22 protein-coding genes and 1 tRNA gene are annotated in these 22425 nt (G+C 28.7%); 5 read left to right on the top strand and 18 right to left on the bottom strand.

The window, feature by feature from the left end:
* Positions 1-559 precede the first annotated feature (559 nt).
* Positions 560-1165: an ExbD/TolR family protein gene (locus WG951_RS13830; RefSeq protein ID WP_105047540.1), complete on the top strand. Its 606-nt coding sequence runs from the start codon at positions 560-562 to the stop codon at positions 1163-1165.
* Between the two features lie 52 nt (positions 1166-1217).
* Positions 1218-1994 (top strand): diadenylate cyclase CdaA, encoded by a 777-nt coding sequence (gene cdaA / locus WG951_RS13825; protein WP_105047539.1) that lies wholly within the window; start codon positions 1218-1220, stop codon positions 1992-1994.
* A 78-nt stretch (positions 1995-2072) separates the two neighbouring features.
* Here the strand turns inward: cdaA and WG951_RS13820 are convergent, their stop codons facing one another.
* From WG951_RS13820 to truA, 3 genes are read right to left on the bottom strand one after another with little or no spacing between them, the layout of a single operon-like run.
* Positions 2073-2606: a hypothetical protein gene (locus tag WG951_RS13820; protein WP_211296684.1), complete on the bottom strand. Its 534-nt coding sequence runs from the start codon at positions 2604-2606 to the stop codon at positions 2073-2075.
* Between the two features lie 51 nt (positions 2607-2657).
* Positions 2658-4424, bottom strand: a complete 1767-nt coding sequence (locus tag WG951_RS13815; protein ID WP_105047538.1) for an ABC transporter ATP-binding protein — start codon at positions 4422-4424, stop codon at positions 2658-2660.
* A 3-nt stretch (positions 4425-4427) separates the two neighbouring features.
* A complete protein-coding gene (gene truA, locus WG951_RS13810) occupies positions 4428-5153 on the bottom strand; it encodes a tRNA pseudouridine(38-40) synthase TruA (RefSeq protein WP_105047537.1) in 726 nt (241 codons plus the stop codon).
* A 101-nt stretch (positions 5154-5254) separates the two neighbouring features.
* Between truA and WG951_RS13805 the strand changes: the two genes are divergently transcribed.
* The gene (locus tag WG951_RS13805; RefSeq protein ID WP_105049314.1) at positions 5255-5752 is read left to right on the top strand and encodes a metallophosphoesterase family protein; all 498 of its coding nucleotides are present in this window, start codon (positions 5255-5257) and stop codon (positions 5750-5752) included.
* Here WG951_RS13805 and WG951_RS13800 read toward each other — a convergent pair.
* From WG951_RS13800 to WG951_RS13785, 4 genes are all read right to left on the bottom strand, one after another.
* The gene (locus WG951_RS13800) at positions 5739-7541 is read right to left on the bottom strand and encodes a tetratricopeptide repeat-containing sensor histidine kinase (RefSeq protein WP_245893452.1); all 1803 of its coding nucleotides are present in this window, start codon (positions 7539-7541) and stop codon (positions 5739-5741) included. The two genes, WG951_RS13805 and WG951_RS13800, sit on opposite strands and share 14 nt — an antisense overlap.
* Before the next feature lie 12 nt (positions 7542-7553).
* Entirely contained in the window at positions 7554-8222 is a 669-nt protein-coding gene (locus tag WG951_RS13795) for a hypothetical protein (protein ID WP_105047535.1), read from the bottom strand.
* 174 nt (positions 8223-8396) lie between these two features.
* Positions 8397-9062 carry a response regulator transcription factor gene (locus tag WG951_RS13790; RefSeq protein WP_105047534.1) on the bottom strand — a complete coding sequence of 222 codons (666 nt, stop codon included), beginning with the start codon at positions 9060-9062 and terminating at the stop codon, positions 8397-8399.
* Between the two features lie 289 nt (positions 9063-9351).
* Positions 9352-9783, bottom strand: coding sequence for a DUF4293 domain-containing protein (locus WG951_RS13785; protein ID WP_105047533.1), 432 nt, complete (start codon positions 9781-9783; stop codon positions 9352-9354).
* Positions 9784-9981: 198 nt separating this feature from the next.
* On the opposite strand from WG951_RS13785, the gene rho reads away from it, so the two are divergent.
* Positions 9982-11691 carry a transcription termination factor Rho gene (gene rho / locus WG951_RS13780; RefSeq protein ID WP_105047532.1) on the top strand — a complete coding sequence of 570 codons (1710 nt, stop codon included), beginning with the start codon at positions 9982-9984 and terminating at the stop codon, positions 11689-11691.
* Between the two features lie 360 nt (positions 11692-12051).
* On the opposite strand, the gene WG951_RS13775 is transcribed toward rho, so the two are convergent.
* The 7 genes from WG951_RS13775 to WG951_RS13745 form a co-directional block, all read right to left on the bottom strand.
* A complete protein-coding gene (locus WG951_RS13775; RefSeq protein WP_105047531.1) occupies positions 12052-14142 on the bottom strand; it encodes a peptidylprolyl isomerase in 2091 nt (696 codons plus the stop codon).
* 122 nt (positions 14143-14264) lie between these two features.
* Positions 14265-15530 carry a hemolysin family protein gene (locus WG951_RS13770; protein WP_105047530.1) on the bottom strand — a complete coding sequence of 422 codons (1266 nt, stop codon included), beginning with the start codon at positions 15528-15530 and terminating at the stop codon, positions 14265-14267.
* 15 nt (positions 15531-15545) lie between these two features.
* Positions 15546-15746: a hypothetical protein gene (locus tag WG951_RS13765; protein WP_105047529.1), complete on the bottom strand. Its 201-nt coding sequence runs from the start codon at positions 15744-15746 to the stop codon at positions 15546-15548.
* A gap of 4 nt (positions 15747-15750) precedes the next feature.
* On the bottom strand, positions 15751-16311 hold the full coding sequence (gene lptC, locus WG951_RS13760) for an LPS export ABC transporter periplasmic protein LptC (protein WP_105047528.1): 561 nt from the start codon (positions 16309-16311) through the stop codon (positions 15751-15753).
* 6 nt (positions 16312-16317) lie between these two features.
* On the bottom strand, positions 16318-17637 hold the full coding sequence (locus tag WG951_RS13755) for a tetratricopeptide repeat protein (RefSeq protein WP_105047527.1): 1320 nt from the start codon (positions 17635-17637) through the stop codon (positions 16318-16320).
* 16 nt (positions 17638-17653) lie between these two features.
* Positions 17654-18934, bottom strand: coding sequence for a hypothetical protein (locus WG951_RS13750; protein ID WP_105047526.1), 1281 nt, complete (start codon positions 18932-18934; stop codon positions 17654-17656).
* Complete coding sequence (locus WG951_RS13745) at positions 18931-19659, bottom strand: type III pantothenate kinase (RefSeq protein WP_105047525.1); 729 nt, start codon at positions 19657-19659, stop codon at positions 18931-18933. Before WG951_RS13745 ends, WG951_RS13750 begins: the two co-directional genes overlap by 4 nt.
* Before the next feature lie 98 nt (positions 19660-19757).
* Here WG951_RS13745 and WG951_RS13740 point away from each other — a divergent pair.
* Positions 19758-19830: transfer RNA gene (locus WG951_RS13740), tRNA-Phe, on the top strand.
* A 522-nt stretch (positions 19831-20352) separates the two neighbouring features.
* Here WG951_RS13740 and WG951_RS13735 read toward each other — a convergent pair.
* The 4 genes from WG951_RS13735 to WG951_RS13720 form a co-directional block, all read right to left on the bottom strand.
* On the bottom strand, positions 20353-21060 hold the full coding sequence (locus WG951_RS13735) for a LytR/AlgR family response regulator transcription factor (RefSeq protein WP_105047524.1): 708 nt from the start codon (positions 21058-21060) through the stop codon (positions 20353-20355).
* Between the two features lie 17 nt (positions 21061-21077).
* Complete coding sequence (locus WG951_RS13730; protein ID WP_105047523.1) at positions 21078-21392, bottom strand: Hpt domain-containing protein; 315 nt, start codon at positions 21390-21392, stop codon at positions 21078-21080.
* A gap of 31 nt (positions 21393-21423) precedes the next feature.
* Positions 21424-21831, bottom strand: coding sequence for a response regulator (locus WG951_RS13725; RefSeq protein ID WP_105047522.1), 408 nt, complete (start codon positions 21829-21831; stop codon positions 21424-21426).
* Positions 21832-21945: 114 nt separating this feature from the next.
* Positions 21946-22395: an Lrp/AsnC family transcriptional regulator gene (locus WG951_RS13720; protein WP_105047521.1), complete on the bottom strand. Its 450-nt coding sequence runs from the start codon at positions 22393-22395 to the stop codon at positions 21946-21948.
* Positions 22396-22425: the final 30 nt, after the last annotated feature.

The following is a 22425-nucleotide window of genomic DNA, read 5'->3' as shown; positions in this document are numbered from 1 at the left end:
GAACCAAGAAATATTTCATCAAACTAACAATTAATAATTTTTAGAAGCTATTTCCAGCTTTCACTACTCGCTTTTTTTACTGCTAGTTCTCGATACAAATTTTTCATTCTTCAAAATTCACTCGAACTGACAGTAAAAAAGAGCTCAAACAAACCGTTCAATCTGGGCTATACTTGTTTGCAAACAAGCTCCCAAAACTAAAAGTAGCGTGTCATTGCGAAGTTTACTTTTTTGTAAACTGTGGCAATCTCATTATTAATTAACAGATTGCTTCGTTCCTCGCAATGACGCAGTTTTAAAAAAAAGGATGCCATTTCAATCAGGGCTAAAACTTGTCAATTAACTTTAATGCTGTCATTTCTAAATGAGCGCTTTTTAGCGATTGAGAAATCTCAGATTCTTCCTCATTCTTCCTTCGCAATGACAACTCTTACTTTTTTATGGCATTCTTTTTGTTAAAGAAATGTTAACGCCAAAACTCAACTAGTCAAACTTTAATAAATCAATTCGAAATAATTCGGACTGAAACCCATTTATTAACTTTTAAAAACTAGAAATTATGAGCAGAAAAGAATCGCCAGAAATTAACGCTGGCTCTATGGCAGACATCGCATTTTTATTATTAATCTTTTTTTTAGTAACCACCACAATGAGTGTTGATGCTGGTATATCAAGAAAAATTCCGCAGAAACAAGAAAACCCCACAGATTTAGACATTAATGAAAGGAATATCTTAGAAGTAAACATCAACAAAAACAACCAGTTATTTGTAGACGGAAAAATAATTCAATTAAAAGAACTAAAACAAATTGCCATCAACTTTATAGATAATGGCGGCGGACTAGACATCAACAAAAACAACTGTGATTGGTGTAACGGCAAGAGAGATAAATCATCATCAGACCATCCATCAAAGGCAATTATATCAATAAAAACAGATCGGTTAACAAATTACGAAACTTATATTTCTACCCTAGATATTTTAAATTCTGCATACACACATTTAAGAAATAAATTGGCTGTTAAATTATACAACAGAAATTATGAAAGCTTATTAAACCACTTAAGCAAATCTAACAACAACGATAAAAATATTCTAGAAAAAATAAAATTGATTCGAGAGAAATACCCACTATTATTATCGGACGCAGAAATTAATATCTGATATTGAATTCTGCTAATTTATTAGTACTTTAGCCTAAAATCAGTCAATATTCATGTTCGATTTTATTGAATTTTCTTTATTAGATGTGTTAGACATTTTATTAGTTGCAACACTACTCTATTACATATATAAATTATTAAAAGGTACCGTTGCCATTAACATTGTTATTGGTATTGCGTTTATTTTCTTAATCTGGAAAATTACGCAAGCCTTAAAAATGGAAATGTTAAGTGGTATTTTAGGCTATTTACTTTCTGGAGGAGTTATTGCCTTAATTATTGTATTTCAACAAGAAATACGTAAATTTTTATTAATGATTGGTACCACAAATTTCACTAACAAACGTAGTTTTTTAAAACAACTAAAATTTTTACAAACAGAAATTAGTTCTGATGTGGATACCGAAATTATATTAGAATCTTGTAAAAATTTATCTAAAACAAAAACAGGTGTTTTAATTGTTATAGAACGCACCAATAGTTTAGATTTTTTAATAAACACCGGAGACAGAATGAATGCTGTTGTAAATGATGCTATTTTACAAAGTATTTTTTACAAGAATAGTCCACTACACGATGGAGCCTTAATTATTAGAGATAATTATATTGTGGCAACCAGAGTTATTTTACCTGTTTCAGACAGTACTAAAATTCCTTCGAGATTTGGTTTAAGACATAGAGCAGCTATAGGTGTTTCTGAAAAAACGGACGCTGTTTGTTTGTTAGTTTCTGAGGAAACAGGAGAAATATCCTATATAAAAGACGGAGGTTTTGTACTCTATGTAGATTATAATGATCTTAATGAAAAACTTAAAAAAGATTTAATGTAGTACTACATTTTTTTAAATAACACACAAAAAAAGGTTCTCTAAATAGAGAACCTTTTTAATTTTTAAAAACAACTTTCCTTATTTAGAAGGAGCCATTTTAGATTGAATAGCAGATAATACACTTTTGTATTTAGCCATTTCTTTAGCATCTAACTTAGAAGCTAATTCTTTACCTTTTGCTAATAAAGCAGCACCTTTAGGCGCTAATGCAGAAATCTTAGCTAAATTACCATTTGCAGCGATGTAATCTTTTGCATAAGCAGCATATTCAGTTAAGTTTTTTGTTACAGCCTCGTTAGAGAAACTTGGAATTGTAATTCCTGCTAAAGCAGAATCTTTTGCGTCAGAAACAGCATCTTTTACTCCTTCAACAGCGTTTTCAGCACCTTCTACAACTGCATTTGCAGCATCAGTTGCTCCTTCAGCAACAGTACCTGCCGCTTCTTTTGCTCCTTCAGCAACTGCACCAGCAGCTTCCGTTGTTGCGTCTGCAGCTTTACCTGCTGTTTCTACTGTTGCATCTTTTAAGTCAGTTGCTCCTTTTTTTGCTTCTTTACAAGACGTTGCTAATAAAGAACCAACAACTAATAATGATAATACGATTTTTTTCATTTTTTTTGATTTGTTTGTTTGAACTACAAATGTATATCAAAAAAAATGATTTTAAGAAGCTTTTTCTAAACTAAATTGTTTATCGTACAAATTTTTATAGTATCCTTCCTCCCTGTCTAACAACTCATTATGAGTTCCCTCTTCTACAATAAGGCCTTTATCCATTACAATAATTTTATCTGCTTGTTTTATAGTTGCTAAACGATGTGCAATTACAATAGAAGTTCTTCCTTTTGTGATGGTTTCTGTTGCAAACTGAATCATTTGCTCTGCATGAGAATCTACAGAAGAAGTAGCTTCATCTAAAATTAAAATACTTGGTTTACTTACATAAGCTCTTAAAAAAGCAATTAATTGTCGTTGGCCAGAAGACAACATAGCACCACGTTCTTTTACATTGTATTGATATCCTCCTGGAAGTGTCATTATAAAATCATGAATACCTATTTGTTTTGCAGCTTTTTCTACTTCATCAAAAGAAATATTACTATTCTTTAACGTAATGTTATTTAAAATTGAATCAGAAAACAAGAAAACATCCTGTAAAACCACCGCAACTTGATTTCTTAAACTTTCTAAATTATATTCATCAATAGAAATATCATCAACACAAATAGTACCACTATCAATTTCGTAAAAACGATTTATTAAGTTGATAATTGTAGATTTCCCTGCTCCTGTTGCCCCAACAATGGCAACTGTTTGTCCGCTTTTTACATCTAAAGAAATTCCTTTTAAAACCTCTTCTCCCTTAACATAACTAAACCGAACATCCTTTAAATTAATATTCCCTTTTAATTTTGCGGCTTTAATTGTTCCGTTTTTAACAATACTACTTTGGGTATCTAATACTTTAAAAACACGTTCTCCAGATACAATACCCATTTGCAATTGGTTAAATTTATCTGCAATTTGTCTTAAAGGTCTAAATAACATTTGTGCCATTTGTACAAAAGCCATTACGGTTCCAGGACCAGCAACTGCACCTCCAATAATTTGTTTGCTACCAAACCAAACGATTAAACCAATACCAATTGATGATAATATTTCTGCAATAGGAAAGAAAATTGAAAAATACCAAATGGTTTTTACATAAGCTTCTTTATGCTTATTATTAATGTTCATAAAATTCTTATACTCAATCTTCTCTCTATTAAAGAGCTGTACAATTTTCATTCCGGTAACTCTTTCTTGTACAAAACCATTTAGGTTTGCTACTTGGTTTCTAACTTCTTGAAACGTAGCTTTTATAGCTTGTTGAAAGACTCTTGTGGCATAAATTAAAATAGGTAAAACGGCTAATGCAATTAAAGCCAACTTCCAATTTAAGAAAAACATTAAAGCAGCCACCGCAAACATTTGTAAAATATCACTAACAATAGTAAAGACTCCTGTAGCAAAAAAAGCGGCAATGGTTTCTATATCAGAAACTACTCTTGTTACCAATTTACCTACCGAATTGGTATCAAAATAAGACATTTTAAATTGTAAAATATGTCTAAACGTTTTTGCTCTAATATCTCTAATAATATGCTGACCAACCCAATTTGCAAAATAAATAAATGTAAAACGCAATAACACCTCTACAAGTATTACTGCAAACATTAATAAAATATTATTAATAAGACCTTGCGTGTCTTTTTCTGTAATATATTTATCTACAGTTTCTTTTATTAAAAAAGGGTTAAGCAGAGCTACAAAGGCTAATAAAATAGTAGAAGAAACTGCTATAAAAAAATTTAATTTATAGCGTTTTGCATAAGACATTAATCTTAAAAAGATTTGTAAATCAAAAGCTTTACCTGTTTTATTTGCCAAAATTTAATATTTTATTTGTGTTAAAAATAATCCTTTTGCAGGAACTGATAAGCCTGCATTACCTCTATTTTTACTCTCTATAATTTTTCTGAAATCGTCTTTTGTTATTTTGCCCAAACCAACATCAACCAAAGTACCTACAATGGCTCTGACCATATTTCTTAAAAAACGGTTTGCAGTAATATAAAAAACCAATTCTTTTCCGTCTTGTTTCCACAAAGCTTCTGTAACATTACAATTGTAAGTATATACATCTGTCTTTACCTTAGAAAACGTTTGAAAATCTGTATATTCTAATAATAATTTTGCGGCTTCATTCATTAAATCTACATTTAAATCTTGAGAATGAATTTGCCAAGAAAAATCTAACAAAAAAGGATTTCTACCCAACCATATTTTATATTCGTAACTTCTGCTAAGTGCTCCAAAACGGGCGTGTTTTTCATCATCAACCTCAAATACATTGTACACGACGATATCTAAAGGCAAAAGCGAATTTAATTTATGCGGAATGTCTCCTTTTAATGATTTTTCTATATCAAAATGCGCAAACATTTGCGATGCATGTACTCCTGTATCTGTTCTTCCTGCTCCAACAACTTCTATTTTTTCTTGAAAAATAGTACTCACTGCCTTGTTTAATTTTTCTTGTACAGAAATAACATCTGGTTGAATTTGCCAACCATGATAATTTTTTCCGTTATAAGAAAGTTCTATAAAATACCTCAAAAAAATATGCTTTTTGTAGTCATCAAAATTACGGAATTTATTTTGTTATGATTACATTTGAAACAAATAGAGACGTTAAACTTTTCTTACTATTTGTTTCCATGAAAAAAATATTATTATTATCCGATACTCATAGTTTTATGGATGCTCAAATTTTAAAGTTTGTAAAACAGGCAGATGAAGTTTGGCATGCAGGAGATATTGGTAATTTGGAGGTTACAGATACTATTAAAAAAATAAAACCTTTACGTGCTGTTTTTGGTAATATTGATGGTGCAGATGCAAGATCTGAATTTCCTTTAGACGCTAAATTTGAGGTTGAGAAAGTAGCTGTTTGGATGACACATATTGGTGGTTACCCAAATAGATACGACTTAAGAATTCGTGAAGCAATAAAAGAAAATCCGCCTAAAATATTTATTTCGGGGCATTCTCATATTTTAAAAGTACAGTTTGATAAAAAACTAAACTTACTACACTTAAACCCAGGAGCTGCAGGAAATCATGGTTTTCATAAAGTAAGAACCATGTTGCGTTTTGAGTTAGAAAATGGTGAGATAAAAAATATGGAAATTATAGAACTTGCTAAACGAGGTTAATTGGTTCTTTTTCTAAAATAGGTAAAACAACTTTAATAACAGTTCCATTTTTTTTACTAGAATCTATATGAAACTCTCCTTCCATCATTTGTATTCTTGCATCAATTTGATTTAAACCAAGACCATCTTTATTTATAATCTTATTTTTATCAAAACCAATTCCATCATCTGAAATTCTTAGATACAAGAGACCACCAGATTCATCTAATTTAATCATAGCTTTTTCTGCTTTACTATGCTTTAAAATATTATTAATAAATTCTTGAATGATGTTATATACTTTTATTTCAAAGTTTTGTTCATATCTAACAACTTCACCTATTCTTGTATCGATCTTAATTTGAGAATTAGAATATTTATCTGCCATATCTTTTATGGCGTATTTTAACCCAAACTTTAACAACACCGAAGAAACTAATGTATGAGATAAATCTCTAATAGTTTGAGAAGCTTCCATTATAATTTTTTGCGTTTTATTAATCTCTACTGGAGTCTCTCCTTTAAATAAACCTCTAGAAGCCTGTAAATGAAGGTTTGCTGAAGACAACAGTGCACTTACGCTATCGTGTAAAGTTTCTGCTATTTGTTTCCGCTCTGATTCTTTGCCATCTATAGTTGCATTTAAAATTCTAACCTGAGACTCAGATTTAATTTTCTCTAAATTCTGATTTTGTACTAATTGGGTTTGTGTTAATTGTAAGCGTAAGTTTTTTTGACGAAGTTTATAATAATTCAAACCATATAATAAAGTAACAATTACAATAAAACTACCAATACCAAATAACCAAAAAGTCCGTTGATTTTTAAGCTGTTTATTTTCAGCTTCTTTTAAAACTAATTTTTTAGCTGTATTAACATCATATTCAGCATTAATTCTTCTAACAATCCCTTTAAACTCATTATTCCTTAATTCATCTTTAATATCATAAGAAAACTCTTGATATTCATAAGCTTTATAATCTTTTAAATTATACATTACCCAAGCAAGATTAGCATATAAACTAGCCTTGAACCTTATAGCTTTAGGGCTTTTATCATTGTCTATTAATTCTAATCCTTCTAAATAAAGTTTTTTTGCTAAATGATAATCTTCTTCAATTGAATAGATACTTGCAAGATTCCCTAAAGCGCCAGCTTCATTTACTTTATTATTATTTAATTTATTAATCTCAATAGCTTTTTTTGCAAATTCTTTAGCTAGGTCATATGCTTTGTCATTTATATACAATGCAGATAAATTACTATATGTTTTTGCCTTAGTATTTACAAAACTATCATCTAAATCATTAAAATCAATAATTTTTTTATAATAATATAAAGTACTGTCCTTATAGATTTTTAAACTATCTCTTTCATTTAACTTGTGATAAGAACTCCCTAGTCTAAGATAATTTTGTAATAATATTTTATTCTTCAAATATTTTACATTAACATCCAAAAAAATGGAATCATTTAAAACATTATTAATATTACTCCTAAAATATTTTATACCATCCTTAAAACTAGAAGTTTCATAGAAAATATTACCTATCAAGTAATTAGTTCTAAAAAAAATTTCACTACTAGAGTTTTTAGAACTATCCAATAAAATAAAAGCACTTTTAAGAGCTAAATCAAATTTTTTTTCTTTATAAATTTGATTAATACTTTCAAACCTTTTAAATAAAATACTATCATTTAATTTTATGCTAAAAGAAGTTGTATCAGATACAACTTCTTCCTTATTAGATAGTGCTTCAAAAAAAATAGCCAAAAATAATAATAAAATTATTTTACGTAATGTCTTCAATACTATTTTGATTTAATCAATAATTACCTCAGGTTTTCTTTCTATTAAATATCCTTGAGCTTTACTTTTTGCTGTAGAATTTGTAATAATATGATTCACAAAATCAAACTTTAAAGGTTTTCCTTCTTCTTTTTCTAAAACTCTAGAAAAATTGGTCTTACCTTCCTTCCCGTCTTCCAAATGAATTTCATATGTTTCAATATCCTCATTAAACACAAAATCTACACTTACATTTTCAAATACAGAAAAATCTAAACTGTAAGTACCATCTTCGTTACTCTTAATACTATATTCTTTTAATTTATCATTAGAACTTTTTGCCAATCTTATGTTAGTATCTTTAATGGTAATTTTAGGAGACTTGTCTGAACTTGTATCTACAAAGCCTACAATTAATTCCGAATTATCAATAACTAAATTTTGCGTAGTTTTTCTACTTGTTTCACTATCCGACGAATATAAAAAAATATTATTAATACTTTTTTCAACTACCATTTCTGTATTGGCGTTATCATTTAAATCGAAATCAACAGAATATGCTCCACTGGCATCTCTTTTTATGGTGTATGTTTTTAATAAATCTAAAGATTGTTCTTCTGGCAACTGTGTTTCATTATTTGAACAAGAAGAAAAAATTAGTGCTACTGACGCTAATACTGCAAATAAGTTAAAATTTTTCATAGGTAATTGAGTAATAAATTAATTTAATTAGAAATAAGGGCTATTTTAATATTTAAATAGTGGGCTAGAATGTATGCGCCAAATAATATTTCTTAGATAACTATAAAACCTTTTAGGGGACGTTTTACTTTATAAAACAAAGTTTATAGATAGTTATTTTAGGGGGAATAAGAATTATACTATATTGTTTTTTACCGCATACATTGCTAAACCTACTGCATTTTTTACTTTTAATTTTTTTAATAAACTTTTTCTATACGTTTCTACTGTATTAGTACTTAGGTTCATTAAATCTGCCATTTCTATGGTACTATATTCTTTTGTTATTAGTTTTAAAACATCTAATTCTCTTTCTGTTAAACTCTCTAACAAGTACTTATCTGGCAATTCTCCTTTTGGTACTATTTGACCTGATAAAGATTGTAATAAAATCTTTTGAATATCATTACTAAAATATTGTTCTCCTCTAGCAACTGCTTTTATAGCATCTATAATATGCTCACCTGCATTGTTTTTAGAAATGTAACCTTTACAACCAAGTGATAAAACTTCTTGTACTATTTTAAGATCATCATAACTAGACAATATTATTACTTTTTGGTCTATCTTTTTTTTTCTAAAATACTTTAAAACTTGAAAACCATCTAAAACAGGCATGGTAATGTCTAGTATTAAAACATCTGCAGAATTTTCTTTTTGATGAAACCAATCAATAACTTCTTGACCGCTTAAAGAATAACCTTTAATTTCAATATCTTTATCAGTATTTATAACAGCGATGATACCTTCTATTAATATTTTATGATCATCTGCTACGTGAACGTATATCTTTTCTTTCATTATTATATTACAAATTTAGGACACAAAATAGAACTGCACAATACCCATTTTCAGTGAAATATTTACCTCACTGAAAACAGTGAGAAGCCTCACTGAAAACAGTGAGATAAAACACACAACAAACTCATTTGCAGTAATTTACATAAAAGCATTGTTCTATTATTTTTATTGCTTAAAAATACAATTTAAATATTTAAATAACATTTAAACGTCGAAAGATATAAAAACAAAAAACCGAGAAATAAATTCTCGGTTTTTTTTTCGCACTAAATATACTAATATGTTAGGTTTATCGCAATCTATCTACAGATTTTACAAGATCTTCATCCTTTTTAATAGCTCTATTTGCCAAAACAATAAGCAAAACAACCAAAATTGGTAAGAACATCCCAATACCATTCTCCGAAATCGAAATTTCTCCAGGTAAAGTTAGAGATACATAAATCAATAATCCTAGTAAAAAGAGATTGATCAAAATAACTAAACGCCCAACTACAAATTGTAATTTTCTATTTTTAAATAAAAAGATATCTAAAAAAGAAACAACAGCAGAAAGCAAAAACAACAAAGGGATAATTTTTAAAAGAACAGTGTCTTTAGAAAACAAATCCAATGCATAAACTTCTTCTTTAAGATTATTCCAAAGATCAAATACAAAAATTAAACCACCAGAAACGGCAGTTGCTATTAATAAATATATACTTTGTATTCTTTGAATCATCTTAAAAACTAACAATACAAAAGTAAGACTTTCTTTTTTAAAAAGAAAACCTAAATCTTAAAAAAAAAGTATATATTTGTAATATAATAACTACTCATTGAATATTGTATAGTACTATATACAATACATAAACTCAAAAAAAATATTATAATCAATCTTACATACATAAGATTTACATTTTAACTTAACACATAACGAATGTTCGAAATCTCAGAACTAAAAGCAAAAACGCTTGCTGATTTACAGGTAATTGCAAAATCTATTGGTCTATCAAAGACGAGTCAACTTAAAAAATTAGATTTAGTATATCAAATTTTAGACACACAAGCTGCAAACCCTGTAGAAACTTCAATTTCAACTTCTACAAAAACTGAAGTAAAGCAAAAGACTGAAAAACCTAAAAGAAAACGAGTTTCTAAAGTAACTACCCCTGCTAAAGCTACTAACGTAGACGAAACTACAGAAAAAGATTCAAAAATAACTACAGAAACTACTACTGAAAAAATAGTAGAAAAACCAAAACAAGAAAAACTACCTTTACGCAAACCAACTCTTAGAAAAGCTGCACCCAAAAAAGTTCTTGAAAAAACAGAGACTAAAACGGAAGCACCTAAAGAAAGAGTTGTTAAGAAGGTAGAAAAACAGGAACAAAAACCTGCTAACAATCAGAATAAACCACAAGCAAACAAACCACTTCCTAAGAAAAATCCAAACCAAAATAGAGATAAAAATAACTCTAATAGAAGTAATGGAAACAAATCTGGAAATCGTTATAAAGATCCTGATTTTGAATTTGATGGAATTATAGAAAGCGAAGGTGTTTTAGAAATGATGCCAGACGGATATGGTTTTTTACGTTCTTCTGATTATAATTATTTATCATCACCAGATGATATTTATGTTTCTCAATCTCAAATTAAATTATTTGGCTTAAAAACAGGTGATACCGTTAGAGGAAATGTTCGCCCACCAAAAGAAGGTGAAAAATATTTTCCATTAATTAGAGTCTCTAAAATAAACGGATTAAACCCTAACTTAGTTAGAGATCGTGTTTCTTTTGAGCACTTAACCCCTTTATTCCCTCAAGAAAAATTTAATTTAGCAGAAAGAGGTAGCTCTTTATCAACTAGAATTATCGATTTATTTTCTCCTTTAGGAAAAGGACAACGTGGTATGATTGTAGCGCAACCTAAAACTGGTAAAACCATGTTATTAAAGGATGTAGCCAATGCAATTGCAGCCAATCACCCAGAAGTTTATCAAATTGTATTATTAATTGATGAGCGTCCGGAAGAAGTTACAGACATGAAACGTAATGTTAGAGGAGAAGTTGTTGCTTCTACTTTTGATGAACCTGCAGACAAACACGTAAAAGTAGCAAACATTGTTTTAGAAAAAGCAAAACGTTTGGTAGAATGCGGACACGATGTTGTTATCCTTTTAGATTCAATTACACGTTTGGCAAGAGCATACAATACCGTAGCACCGGCGTCTGGTAAAATACTTTCTGGAGGTATCGATGCTAACGCATTGCACAAACCAAAACGTTTCTTTGGTGCCGCTAGAAACATAGAAAACGGTGGTTCTTTAACCATTATTGCTACAGCACTTACAGAAACAGGTTCTAAAATGGACGAAGTAATCTTCGAAGAATTTAAAGGAACAGGTAATATGGAACTTCAGTTAGATAGAAATATTTCTAACAGAAGAATTTACCCAGCTATCGATTTAATTAAATCTTCTACAAGACGAGATGATTTATTATTAGATGCCAAAACAGTACAAAGAATGTGGGTTTTACGTAAGTATCTTGCAGATATGAACCCTATAGAGGCTATGGAATTCATCAATGATAAAATTAAGTTTTCTAAAAATAATGACGAATTTTTAATCTCAATGAATGGTTAGATGTAACCTTTTTATTTAATATATAAAAACCTTTTTGAGCAATCAAGAAGGTTTTTTTTATTAGAAGCTATTTCCTGCTTTCCACTATATCTTTTTATATTATTATTGCAAAGTTCACTTATTGTAAATTAAGGTAATCTCATAATTAGAAACAGATTGCTTCGTGCCTCGCAATAACACTTATTTATAAACGCTATAAAAAGGATGCCGTTTCAATCAGGGCTACACACTTGCCATTTTTAGTTAATATTAAATAGCAAGCATTACAATCTTAATAAATAAGTACCAGATACTAAATCTAATGCATAAAAAAACCGTTCAAAAAAATTGAACGGTTTAAATATTTTAGTAAAACTTAACCTAGTTTCCTACGTATAAATTAGATCTATTATCTTCTACGTCAGAAGCTTTTTTAATAGCTTCGTAAATTGCAAAAGTTTTTCTTTTTCTTGCTTCTGCAATACTTTTTCTTGTAGTTTCGTAATTAGGTAACGCAGTTGGTAACTCTTTATTAGTTACAGCAAAAGCATACACACCTCTATTACCTTCTATATTTTTATATACTTTATTTAATTCTGCATTAAACATTGCACCTACTACTTTAGGCTCAGAACCTGCACCAGATAATGTTGGACTTTTTAAGTTAACACCACTTGCATTTCTAACATTAGTACTATTATCTTTTGCAATATCAGCTAAAGTGCTTCCGTTAAACTTTTCTGCAATTAATTTTGCTTTCTTTTGATTTACTAAAATAGGTTTTACTCTATTTGTAGCTTTAGCAGCAGACATTAATCCTTTTTTAGTTTTAGCCGTTACAAAAGCAACTACATGGCTTCCTTCTAAATCAAAACGTTTAAAATCTCCAGGTTTTGTTTCTTTACCAAAAGCCCAAGTAATAATTTGTCTTTGATTTCCTAAACCAGGTACATTTTCATCTAAAACTTTTAAACCAATAGCAGGTCTAGTTGTATATTTATTTTCTTTAGCAATTTCAAAAAACTTTTTATCTTTTGATGTTGCCAAAGCAAATTGTTCTGACTTTTGAAAAACAGCATTTTCTGTTGCTTCAGAAGCTATTATTTGTCTACCAAATGTAGCTAATTTTAAAGCTGTTTGCTTGTTCTTTTGTCCATCAATTTTAATAACATGGTAACCAAATGGCGTTTCTACAACACCAATATCACCAATACTTCCATCAAAAACAAAATCTCTAAAAGCAGGTGTCATTCTATTATAAGTAAACCAATCTAAATCTCCTCCTTTTGCTCCAGAACCTTTATCAGAAGAAAGTTCTTTTGCTAAGTCTGCAAATTTATTTTTATTTCTTTTTACTACTGTTAAAATACTATCGGCTAAAACCTTTGCTTCCTCTTCTGTTCTTGTAACTTCTGGAGATACTCTTTGAGCACCAAGAAAAGGAATTAAAATATGACTAGCTCTAGCTGAATCTGGCATTTGAGTTACGTCAGTAATTTTTGATATTTTAAAATATCCTTGGTCTTTATATGGTCCAAAAACATCTCCTTTAGCTCCTTTAAAAATTTCTGAAGCTACACTAACATTTACTTCTCTTTCAAATTTAAAGCTATCATCGATACTTGTATCAGAATCATTTTCACTTAAAAATTCTCTTTCATTTGTGCTCGTTTTAAAATCTTCAATTAATTCGGCAACACTAGCTTTAATATTATTTTCATCCTCAGGAGTTGCTTTGATATCAAATTTTACATAAGAAATATCTCTAGACGCTTCTACTTTAAAGTCATTCTCATGAGCTTTAATATAAGATTCAATTTCTCCTTTAGAAACCTTAACTAAACTATCTGAAATAGAAGTATAAGGTACAAAAACAAATTGAGTGGTTAACTTTGTATTATCTGTAAAATATTGAGCCTCTCCTTCTTTTAAAGAAGCGCCAAGACCAGCAGTAACAAGGTTGTTATATGTATTTCTCTCACCATTATCTCTAATTTGAGTCATATAATTAGACCAAGCTCTCCACATATCTGGATTGTTCTCTTTTGTGTCTGCTAAAAATTGCTTGAATTTTGCTTCATCAAATAAACCAGCTTCGTTTAGAAACTGAGGATTATCTTTTACTGAAGGAGCATTTATAACTTCATTCCAAACATCTGCTTCACCCACAGTAATTCCTGCTTCTGATAATTGATTTTGGTAGATTTTTTTTCTAACAATATTATCCCATACATTTTTAGATGCTTGCATTTCAGAAACTCCGTTTCCTGCTTGTTGTTTGTAGGCTTCTAATTCTGCAGAAAATTCTTGTCTTGAGATAGACTCACCATTTATTTCACCTACTTGATTTACTTTACTTGAATTGAAAAAATCACCTAATGTAGATGGATCTAATACAAAAGCAAAAAGTGCTAAACCAATTATAATGATTAAGAACATTGAACGTTCTCTAATTTTTGATAAAATTGCCATAAGTAATTTATTTTATTTCAGTTGGCGAATATACGATTTGGCTTTTAATATTGCAACCGATTTTATACTTATTAGTAGCAAGTATATAGGCTGCTAGGTAGTTATAAATAATTTAGATGTTTTTAAGCATCTTCATCCACTATTTTTAGACGGACTTCTTCTATTTTTGCACTACTCATTTTTAAGATTTTAATTTCAAAATCCTCAATATCAACCACTTCATTTTCTTCCGGAATATTTTCTGTATGTTCTATAATAAAACCTCCTAAAGTTTCGTATGCTTCTGCCTTTGGTATGTTTAAATTATACTCTTCATTTAAATAATCTACTTCTAATCTTGCAGAAAAATTAAACTCTGTTTCAGATATTTTCTTTTCTAAAAACTCTTGATTATCGTGTTCATCTTCTATTTCTCCAAATAATTCTTCTACAATATCTTCTACAGTAATCATCCCAGAAGTACCACCATATTCATCAACAACAACAGCAACGCTTTTACGTTTTTTCATTAAACTATTTAAAATATGATTTATCATCATAGATTCTGGTACAATCTCTACTGGTAATAAAATAGATTTTATAGTTTTAGGTTTCTTAAATAATTCGAATGCATTTATATAACCAATTACATCGTCTAAAGAAGATTTATAAACCAGTATTTTAGACAAACCAGAGTCTATAAATATATTTTTTAGGTTGGTTACTTTTTCATGAAGTTCTACAGCTACAATTTCGGTTCTAGGCACCATTACTTCTCTAGCCTTTACATTATGAAAATCTAGTGCATTTTGAAATATTTGAATTTCAGAATCTACTTCATCATCAATATTACCTGTTTCTAATTGTTCTGTAATATAATAACCTAATTCTTCTTTACTAAACTCCGTTTGCTGTTCTTCTGCATTTGTTTTAAAAAAAACACGCAGAAAAAAATCTGAGATATGCGTGATAAATTCAGAAAAGAAATGAAACAAAACATAAAAAACATACGCGGGTACCGCAAACAATTTTAAAACCTCATTTGCATAAATTCTAAAAATAGCTTTTGGCAAAAATTCTGCAGTAATTAAAATTACTATGGTAGAAACAATGGTTTGTAAAAGAAGAATAGAAAAATCATTAAACGTATTTATTGGCAGCAACCTAAGTAAAAAACGCCCCATATAATAACTATAAATTACCAAAGCTATGTTGTTACCAACTAACATTGTGGTAATAAATTTTGATGATTTCTGGGTGATTTTATTAAGAATATTAGGAATAAAACCCTCTCTTTTCTTCTCTAATTCTATATGAAGTTTATTTGCCGAAACAAATGCAATTTCCATTCCCGAAAAAAATGCGGAAAGGATAATTGAGATTAGAATAATTATGACTTCAATTTCCATTAAGAAATTTATAATCTATTGATTTTGATTGTTACGTTTTTCAACTTTTTTTCTAAAATGTCTTTTAAAGAAAAACACTAAGGTAATAAAAATAGAAGCTCCAAGAAACATATAGGCCTTTTCTCTCTCTTCACTCCACCTAACAATACCTTCTACTAAACAGATTAAAGCGACTACCAAATAGCCATACTGAAAAAATTTCCAAACTGTATTCATATTATTATTCTTCTGATGTTAGTAACTTTCCTGTTGTTTTCTTTGCTAAATGCTTGCTTAAGTCTTCTTTACACTCAAAACCAATACCATAAATAGTATCCTTTAAAGTTGTTAAAGTAAATGGTTTTTCTGAGAAAAAATATTTGGTATTTTGATCCCAAAATAATTGTTCTGTTTCTAACTTAGAGTTTTCTTTAGGATTAACTACAATTACATTTCCTTTAATTTCAGAAATTAGCGTATTAGAATAAGACAATGCATAATTACCTGTAATGGTGACAGAATCTTTTCCATCAAAATTTATAATTTTAATTCCTTTAGGAAACTCATTATAAGGTTGTTGTTTTCTATTACTAAAATCATACATAACAGGTGCAAATAATTTTGATGTTATTCTACCTGAATCTTTGTATACATGAAAAGCATCTTTAGCAACCGCTATTGGCAAATTTTTTGAAGCCAAAAAATCTCTAACTTCTTTTGTATTGTTAGAGCAAGAAAAAAGCATTACTGTAACAGAAAGTACAGCAATGCTTTTATGTAATATTTTTTTATAGTTATTCACAAAATATTAATTAGGAACACTTACTGTTTCTCCTATCCAACATTTTATAGTATAACTACTACCAGGATTTACACCTGCAGTAAAAACAACTTTTTTACTTGGTACATTTCCTCTATAACTTCTAATATATTTTCCTGCTGCCGAAGAAATACTTGGATCTACAGCTGCTGCTCTTTGTGCTTGTCTTAAAGCTGCAACATATACCATTCTCTTTTCGAACTCGTTTTCTCCACAATTATTTACACTAGATGCATATAAACTTCCAATAAATAAATAAGCTTTACCAAAGTTAGGGTTATAACTTAATGCCTCTCTTGCTAAACTTCTTGCCTTACTAAACTGGCCTCTAACTTTAGCTGCGTGAGCAAATTTTAATTTATATTTTGCTTTCTTTAACGGGTCTGTTTCTAAATCAAAAGATTTTTGTCTCATTGAATTTGCTCCTGCAGTATCTCCATTATCTTCTAAAACACTAGCTAAGAAAGAATATGCTTCTGGTGAAGGAGAAGCCTCTGCATAAGCTCTTACTAATTTTTGGTATAAAGGATCTTCTTGACAGTCTTTATTAAACATTCTAGAAACTGATCTTTTTAACCAAATTGCATTGTTTTTATTTTCTTCAAAATCTCTTTTGTAAATTGGTATTAATCTTTCACAAGTTGCTATTTCAGATATAATATTATCTAAACCTCCTTCTACAGTACCTAAAGCTCTAGAGTTTGTAGAATATGCATGTATCAATTTTTTATTAGCTACAGAATCTTTAGAAAGTTCTTTAAGTTTAGCTGCATAGCCTTCTAATTTAGAGCTTACAGATTCTAAAACATCATCATAAGTATCAAAAACTTTTTGAGGATTAGTATCCTTATTTCTATCTGTAACTCCCTGAAAATAAATATACAAGTTTTTTACACCCATTTTAGTTGGATCTATATTATATCCTTTTTCTAAAATTGAAAACACCTCATCATCAGAAGCTAATTTATTATCTAACAAATAAGTAGCATAATCACTATGTAATTTTGCAGGATTAGATTTTGGGAAGTATTGTAATCTTTGTTCGTAAACTCTTTTTGCTAAAACAGGGTCTTTTCTAACATCTTCTGCTAGTGTAGAACCTAATTTATAAATATTTACAGATAAATCTTTACAATTGTCCATTAAAAAAATCCAATTTTTATATGCTTCTTCATATTTTTTGGATTGATAATCTCCTTTAAAAAGATTATATTTAATGGTACATTCTCTTTTTGCATCATCTTGCGCATTTGTTTTTGCTGAGGCTAATAATAACATTGCAGCTAGTAAAAACGTAATTTTCTTCATTTTGTTAGTTTTTTTATTAATCTATCTTTCTTTTTTGGAACCAATTTGTATCTGTCAAAGATAAACTTAATCTAAAATTAAAATAATTTTCTTTAATTAAATTATTAGAAGTTTTACCTCTTTTACCAAATTCAAACCCCATATTTACTGAGGATAATTGTTTCATTGGTAAACCTAAACCAAAAGATATGCCAAAGTCGTCTACAGAAGAAAAATTGTTATATGGAGCAGCTCCATCTACTAATAATCCCGTCTTTTCTAAACGAACACCGGCTCTATAAGTAACCCTTTGCCAATAACTAGATATTGAATTAATTTTAGGCAAATAATACCCACCTAAAGAAATTCTATTTGATTTACCGTATTTATATGCGTTATTAGATGAATTGTTTAGAAAACCAGAAGTTTGTATTGCATCCTGATTTGCATATTCTAAACCTACATACCATTTATCTATTTTCCCTAAACCTGCTCCTAAAATTGTTTTTAAAGGCAATTTATATTTTCCATTAATTGAAGATTGAGAAATTGTATCTCTTCCAAATTCTGCACCTGTACCAGTAAAACTAAGAGAATAAAGATAATCATCTCCAGTTACATCTAAATCATTTCCCATTTTAAAAGTGGCTCCACCACTTAAAATAAGGTTGTCTTTAAGTGCTTTTTTATACTGAGCTCCAAGTGTTACAGAACCTCCTCTAACTATAGTAGCCTCTTTATATTTTGTTGCTAAAGAAACATCTGCTCTCTGAGAAGTAATACTGTTATCAATAGTCCCAAATTTATAATCAGCTTCAATACCTATAGATAGTTCTTTATATACTTTTATACCAAAACTACCATAAACTCTACTAACACCTCCGTCTCCAGAAAAAAGAGTTAGTTCTGAAGCATCCTCATCAAAATCAGACAACGAGTAACCAACAGACGATACAGGTTGTATACCAAAACCCATACCCGCTTTAGTTCCTATAGGAAATGCTAACGTAAAATAACTTAAACTGGTAGAGTTAGAAATCTGTTTCTCACCTTCGTTATCTATCGTTAACTTATTATTTAACAGCCCAAAAGAATACGTTGTATACCTTAAGCTAGCATAAGCAGCAGGGTTTGTAAAGTTTAAATATTTATAGTGGCTATATGCAACACCAATACCTCCCATTGCACTTTGCTCTACAGTAACCGGGTTAAATTCATCTCCAATACCAAAAAAAGAATAAGGTGATGAATTTGTTCTTTGAGCAGTTGTAGCTAAAGAAGCTATTAGTAGAAAAACTAATAAGATGTTTCTAATCATTTGTCTATATTAAATATCAATATTCTATTTAATCCTTGAAGGACAAAATTTTGATTGGCAAATATGCTACTTTTTAATTGCTTTGACAAGAAATTTGTGTCTCCTCCTGTTAAAACCACTGTTAAATCTATATATTTCTTTTTATATTGATTAATTACACCTTCTATTTCTTGAATTACACCATTTACAACACCAGAATTCATACTCTCATTTGTATTACCTCCTATAAAACTAACAACTTCTTCTTTTTCTAATAAAGGTAAATTTGCAGTAAAATGGTTTAAGGCAGCAAATCTCATTTTTATTCCTGGAGATATGGCACCTCCTAAATACTCTGATTTTTTATTTACAAAATCAAAAGTAATACAAGTACCAGCATCAATTATTAATACGTTTTTTTGTGGGTATTCAAATACAGCACCTGCAACTAATGCAATTCTGTCTACCCCTAAGGTTTTTGGAGTTTTATATAAATTAATAAAAGGAACTTTAGATGAAGCTGAAACCACTTGAAGATTTACTATTGCTTTCAACTCTTCCATCATTTTATCTGATACAGATGCCACATTTGAAATAACTCCTTTAGAAATTATATTTTTTTCTAAAATTTTTTTAATTTCTGAAATTATATTTTCTTTATCAAAAACATACAATTCTACGAGCTTATCTTCTTCAAAAACAGCAGACTTAACTCTTGTATTACCTATATCAATAGCTATATTCATTATTCAAATTTAAATATTTTTTAAAAAAAAATGCATTTTTTTTTATTTTTTATTTGGAGAACTCAAAAAAGGTGTTATATTTGCAGCCGCTAAGGCACGGTACCTTAGCTCAGTTGGTAGAGCAAAGGACTGAAAATCCTTGTGTCCCTGGTTCGATTCCTGGAGGTACCACTTAAAAACCCTGTAAACCCAATGTTTATAGGGTTTTTTCTTTTTAGGGTTTTAATAACAATATTTTTTAGTTAACCGAGATTATGTAGCCAATACTTCAGATTTTTTTTTAAACTATAAAATGATGAAACTATTCAAGCCCATCTGTAAATATCTAGTTAAAAATTAATTACAGCTTTAAAAATATAACCACTAACATAAAACTATATCTATAAAGGAATAGCTTTTAATTTGTATTCCCTCTTATTAATTATTGTTTTTACATAAAATTTATTTACAAAATAAAAATAGGTTGTCTACAAAATATTACGAAAAACTTTTTTTGTTGACGAATGCCAATTAGGTTATTGCAGAGAATATAAGCAGCTTAATCTCTACTTAAAATAATATGTTTAAAAAAGGAATTGAAATTCCATTACATTGTTTGCAATCTCTTTGATACAAACAACTTAATTAAATTAAAAAGTTAATAGAAATATAAATTCGCTTAATAAAAAAGCAATTAAGATAAAATAAACACTATTAAAGTAAATTTAACCTTCTCATTAATTCACTTTTATTAGACCTACTAATAGGTATAACACTTTTTTGAATAAGAACGCTATTATCTTCGATATCTACAATCTCAGAAACATTTATTATAAAAGACCTATGAATTCTAAGAAATAAAGAAGTTGGTAATTTATCTTCAATTTTCTTAAGTGTAGAGTGTACTAGATAATTTTTATTTTCTGTTTTTATACTAATATAATCACCTTTTGCTTCTACAAAATAAATATCAGTAATATTAATTTTAACAAGTCTTCTATCTACACTTACGTAAATAAAATCAGAATTATCATTTAATGTATTTGCTATTTCAATAGCGTTTTTAGCTTGTTTTAAACCAGCTAATTTAAGTAACGATTTATCAAACCTTTCTTTTGCAATTGGCTTTACAAGATAATCAACAACACATTCATATTCAAATGCCTGTAAAGCAAAGTCTTTATCAGAAGTAGTTAAAATTATTTTTGGCGGAGATTTTAAGGTTTCCATAAAATCAAAGCCAGAAAATGTAGGCATATGTATATCTAAAAAAATTAAATCTACATCATTAGAGTTAAGATATTTAATTGCTTCTATAGCAGAACTAAACTCTTCTATAACAGAAACTTCTTTAGATGTACTACATAATTGCTTAATAATTAACCTCGCTGTGGAATCATCATCTATCACTATACAAATCATACTATTTCTAAAAATTATTAGACCAATAAATATACATGAATTTTGTTTAAAATCTTTATAAAATCTCCATATAGTTTTGTGTCTCCTATTTTTAAATCTTTTTCAAATCTAGAAGCCAATTCTAAGCCTTCTTTTAGACCTAGAATACTAATTTTATGCTTTATTTTATGTACATTATTTGCTGCTTCTAAATAATTTGTTTCTTCAAAATTTTTATTAAAAAGTAATTGTTCTTCGGGGAATTCTTTTTTCAAAACCTTAAGCATACTTTCCTCAAATTCTAGATCTCCTCCAGAAAGTTCTTTTACATAATTTAAATTTGGAGTTTCCATATATTAATATCGTTTTTTAGAAATAGAAGTATTAATCAATAAGTTCATTACGTTTCCAATAGTTTAATAATGATTTTACTTTTTTAAAATATTTAGTATAATCTACGGGTTTTGTAAAATATCCCGAAACTCCTAACTCATAACATCTTTTTAACTCAGTGCCATCTTCTGAATTAGACATAATAATTATAGGAATATATTTAAAAGTTATGGTTGATTTTAGAACCTCTAAAAGTTGAAGCCCACACATTTTAGGCATATGTAAATCTAAAATAATAATATCAAATGTGTTTTTAGATATATTTAAAATATTTAAAGCCTGCTCTCCATCTACTGCTTCTGTAATAGCGCAAGGAAAACGAATATCTTTACATACTTTTTTAAATTTCATTCTTTCTAATTCATCATCGTCAATAAGTAAAATGGAGAGGGATTTCATATAATTTTTTTAATTGACACAAAAGTGGTGTAAAAAAATACTTAAAAAAAAATTGTTAGTTTATCTGTTTCAAAAACTCGTTAAATGGTAAATTTTTAATGTTCGGCTTACTTTCTAAACGTGTACTTGCCTATCTATTTGTTTATTTAAAGATGTAAATGTATCAAACCTAACAACTCCTTTTATTTCTTTTATTTTAGTTTCTAAAACCCTCATTAAATCTTCATTATTTTTACATAATACTTTAATAAAAATTGTAAAATTACCTGTTGTATAATGGCATTCTACTACCTCAGAAACCTCTTTAAGTCTTTTTATTATTGATGATAAAACAGCTGTGTTTTCTAAAAACAGACCTACAAAAGCAATGGTATTATATCCCAATGTTTTGGGGTTTATCATCATTTGATAACCATCTATTAGTTCTGATTTCTCTAATTTTCTCAATCTTTGATGAATTGCAGCACCAGAAATACCAACATCTCTTGCAATACTTAAAATAGGGGTTCTAGCATCTTTTATTAAGCTTCTAATAATTTTTTTATCTATTCCGTCTATTTTCATCTTTCAATCTTTAACTATAAAGATAAAAAA

The organism is Polaribacter butkevichii (assembly GCF_038024105.1).
Taxonomy (GTDB): domain Bacteria; phylum Bacteroidota; class Bacteroidia; order Flavobacteriales; family Flavobacteriaceae; genus Polaribacter; species Polaribacter butkevichii.
This window is presented reverse-complemented; position numbering and strand designations above follow the sequence as displayed.

Excerpts from the sequence above, each read along its gene's own strand:
- rho (WP_105047532.1), top strand. The coding sequence starts at position 9,982 with ATGTTCGAAATCTCAGAACTAAAAGCAAAAACGCTTGCTGATTTACAG.
- WG951_RS13765 (WP_105047529.1), bottom strand. The coding sequence starts at position 15,746 with ATGAATACAGTTTGGAAATTTTTTCAGTATGGCTATTTGGTAGTCGCT.
- WG951_RS13730 (WP_105047523.1), bottom strand. The coding sequence starts at position 21,392 with ATGGAAACTCCAAATTTAAATTATGTAAAAGAACTTTCTGGAGGAGAT.
- WG951_RS13755 (WP_105047527.1), bottom strand. The coding sequence starts at position 17,637 with ATGAAGAAAATTACGTTTTTACTAGCTGCAATGTTATTATTAGCCTCA.
- WG951_RS13830 (WP_105047540.1), top strand. The coding sequence starts at position 560 with ATGAGCAGAAAAGAATCGCCAGAAATTAACGCTGGCTCTATGGCAGAC.
- WG951_RS13770 (WP_105047530.1), bottom strand. The coding sequence starts at position 15,530 with ATGGAAATTGAAGTCATAATTATTCTAATCTCAATTATCCTTTCCGCA.
- WG951_RS13775 (WP_105047531.1), bottom strand. The coding sequence starts at position 14,142 with ATGGCAATTTTATCAAAAATTAGAGAACGTTCAATGTTCTTAATCATT.
- WG951_RS13790 (WP_105047534.1), bottom strand. The coding sequence starts at position 9,062 with ATGAAAGAAAAGATATACGTTCACGTAGCAGATGATCATAAAATATTA.
- WG951_RS13795 (WP_105047535.1), bottom strand. The coding sequence starts at position 8,222 with ATGAAAAATTTTAACTTATTTGCAGTATTAGCGTCAGTAGCACTAATT.
- WG951_RS13785 (WP_105047533.1), bottom strand. The coding sequence starts at position 9,783 with ATGATTCAAAGAATACAAAGTATATATTTATTAATAGCAACTGCCGTT.
- WG951_RS13750 (WP_105047526.1), bottom strand. The coding sequence starts at position 18,934 with ATGATTAGAAACATCTTATTAGTTTTTCTACTAATAGCTTCTTTAGCT.
- cdaA (WP_105047539.1), top strand. The coding sequence starts at position 1,218 with ATGTTCGATTTTATTGAATTTTCTTTATTAGATGTGTTAGACATTTTA.
- WG951_RS13820 (WP_211296684.1), bottom strand. The coding sequence starts at position 2,606 with ATGAAAAAAATCGTATTATCATTATTAGTTGTTGGTTCTTTATTAGCA.
- WG951_RS13745 (WP_105047525.1), bottom strand. The coding sequence starts at position 19,659 with ATGAATATAGCTATTGATATAGGTAATACAAGAGTTAAGTCTGCTGTT.
- WG951_RS13735 (WP_105047524.1), bottom strand. The coding sequence starts at position 21,060 with ATGATTTGTATAGTGATAGATGATGATTCCACAGCGAGGTTAATTATT.
- WG951_RS13720 (WP_105047521.1), bottom strand. The coding sequence starts at position 22,395 with ATGAAAATAGACGGAATAGATAAAAAAATTATTAGAAGCTTAATAAAA.
- WG951_RS13725 (WP_105047522.1), bottom strand. The coding sequence starts at position 21,831 with ATGAAATCCCTCTCCATTTTACTTATTGACGATGATGAATTAGAAAGA.
- WG951_RS13805 (WP_105049314.1), top strand. The coding sequence starts at position 5,255 with ATGAAAAAAATATTATTATTATCCGATACTCATAGTTTTATGGATGCT.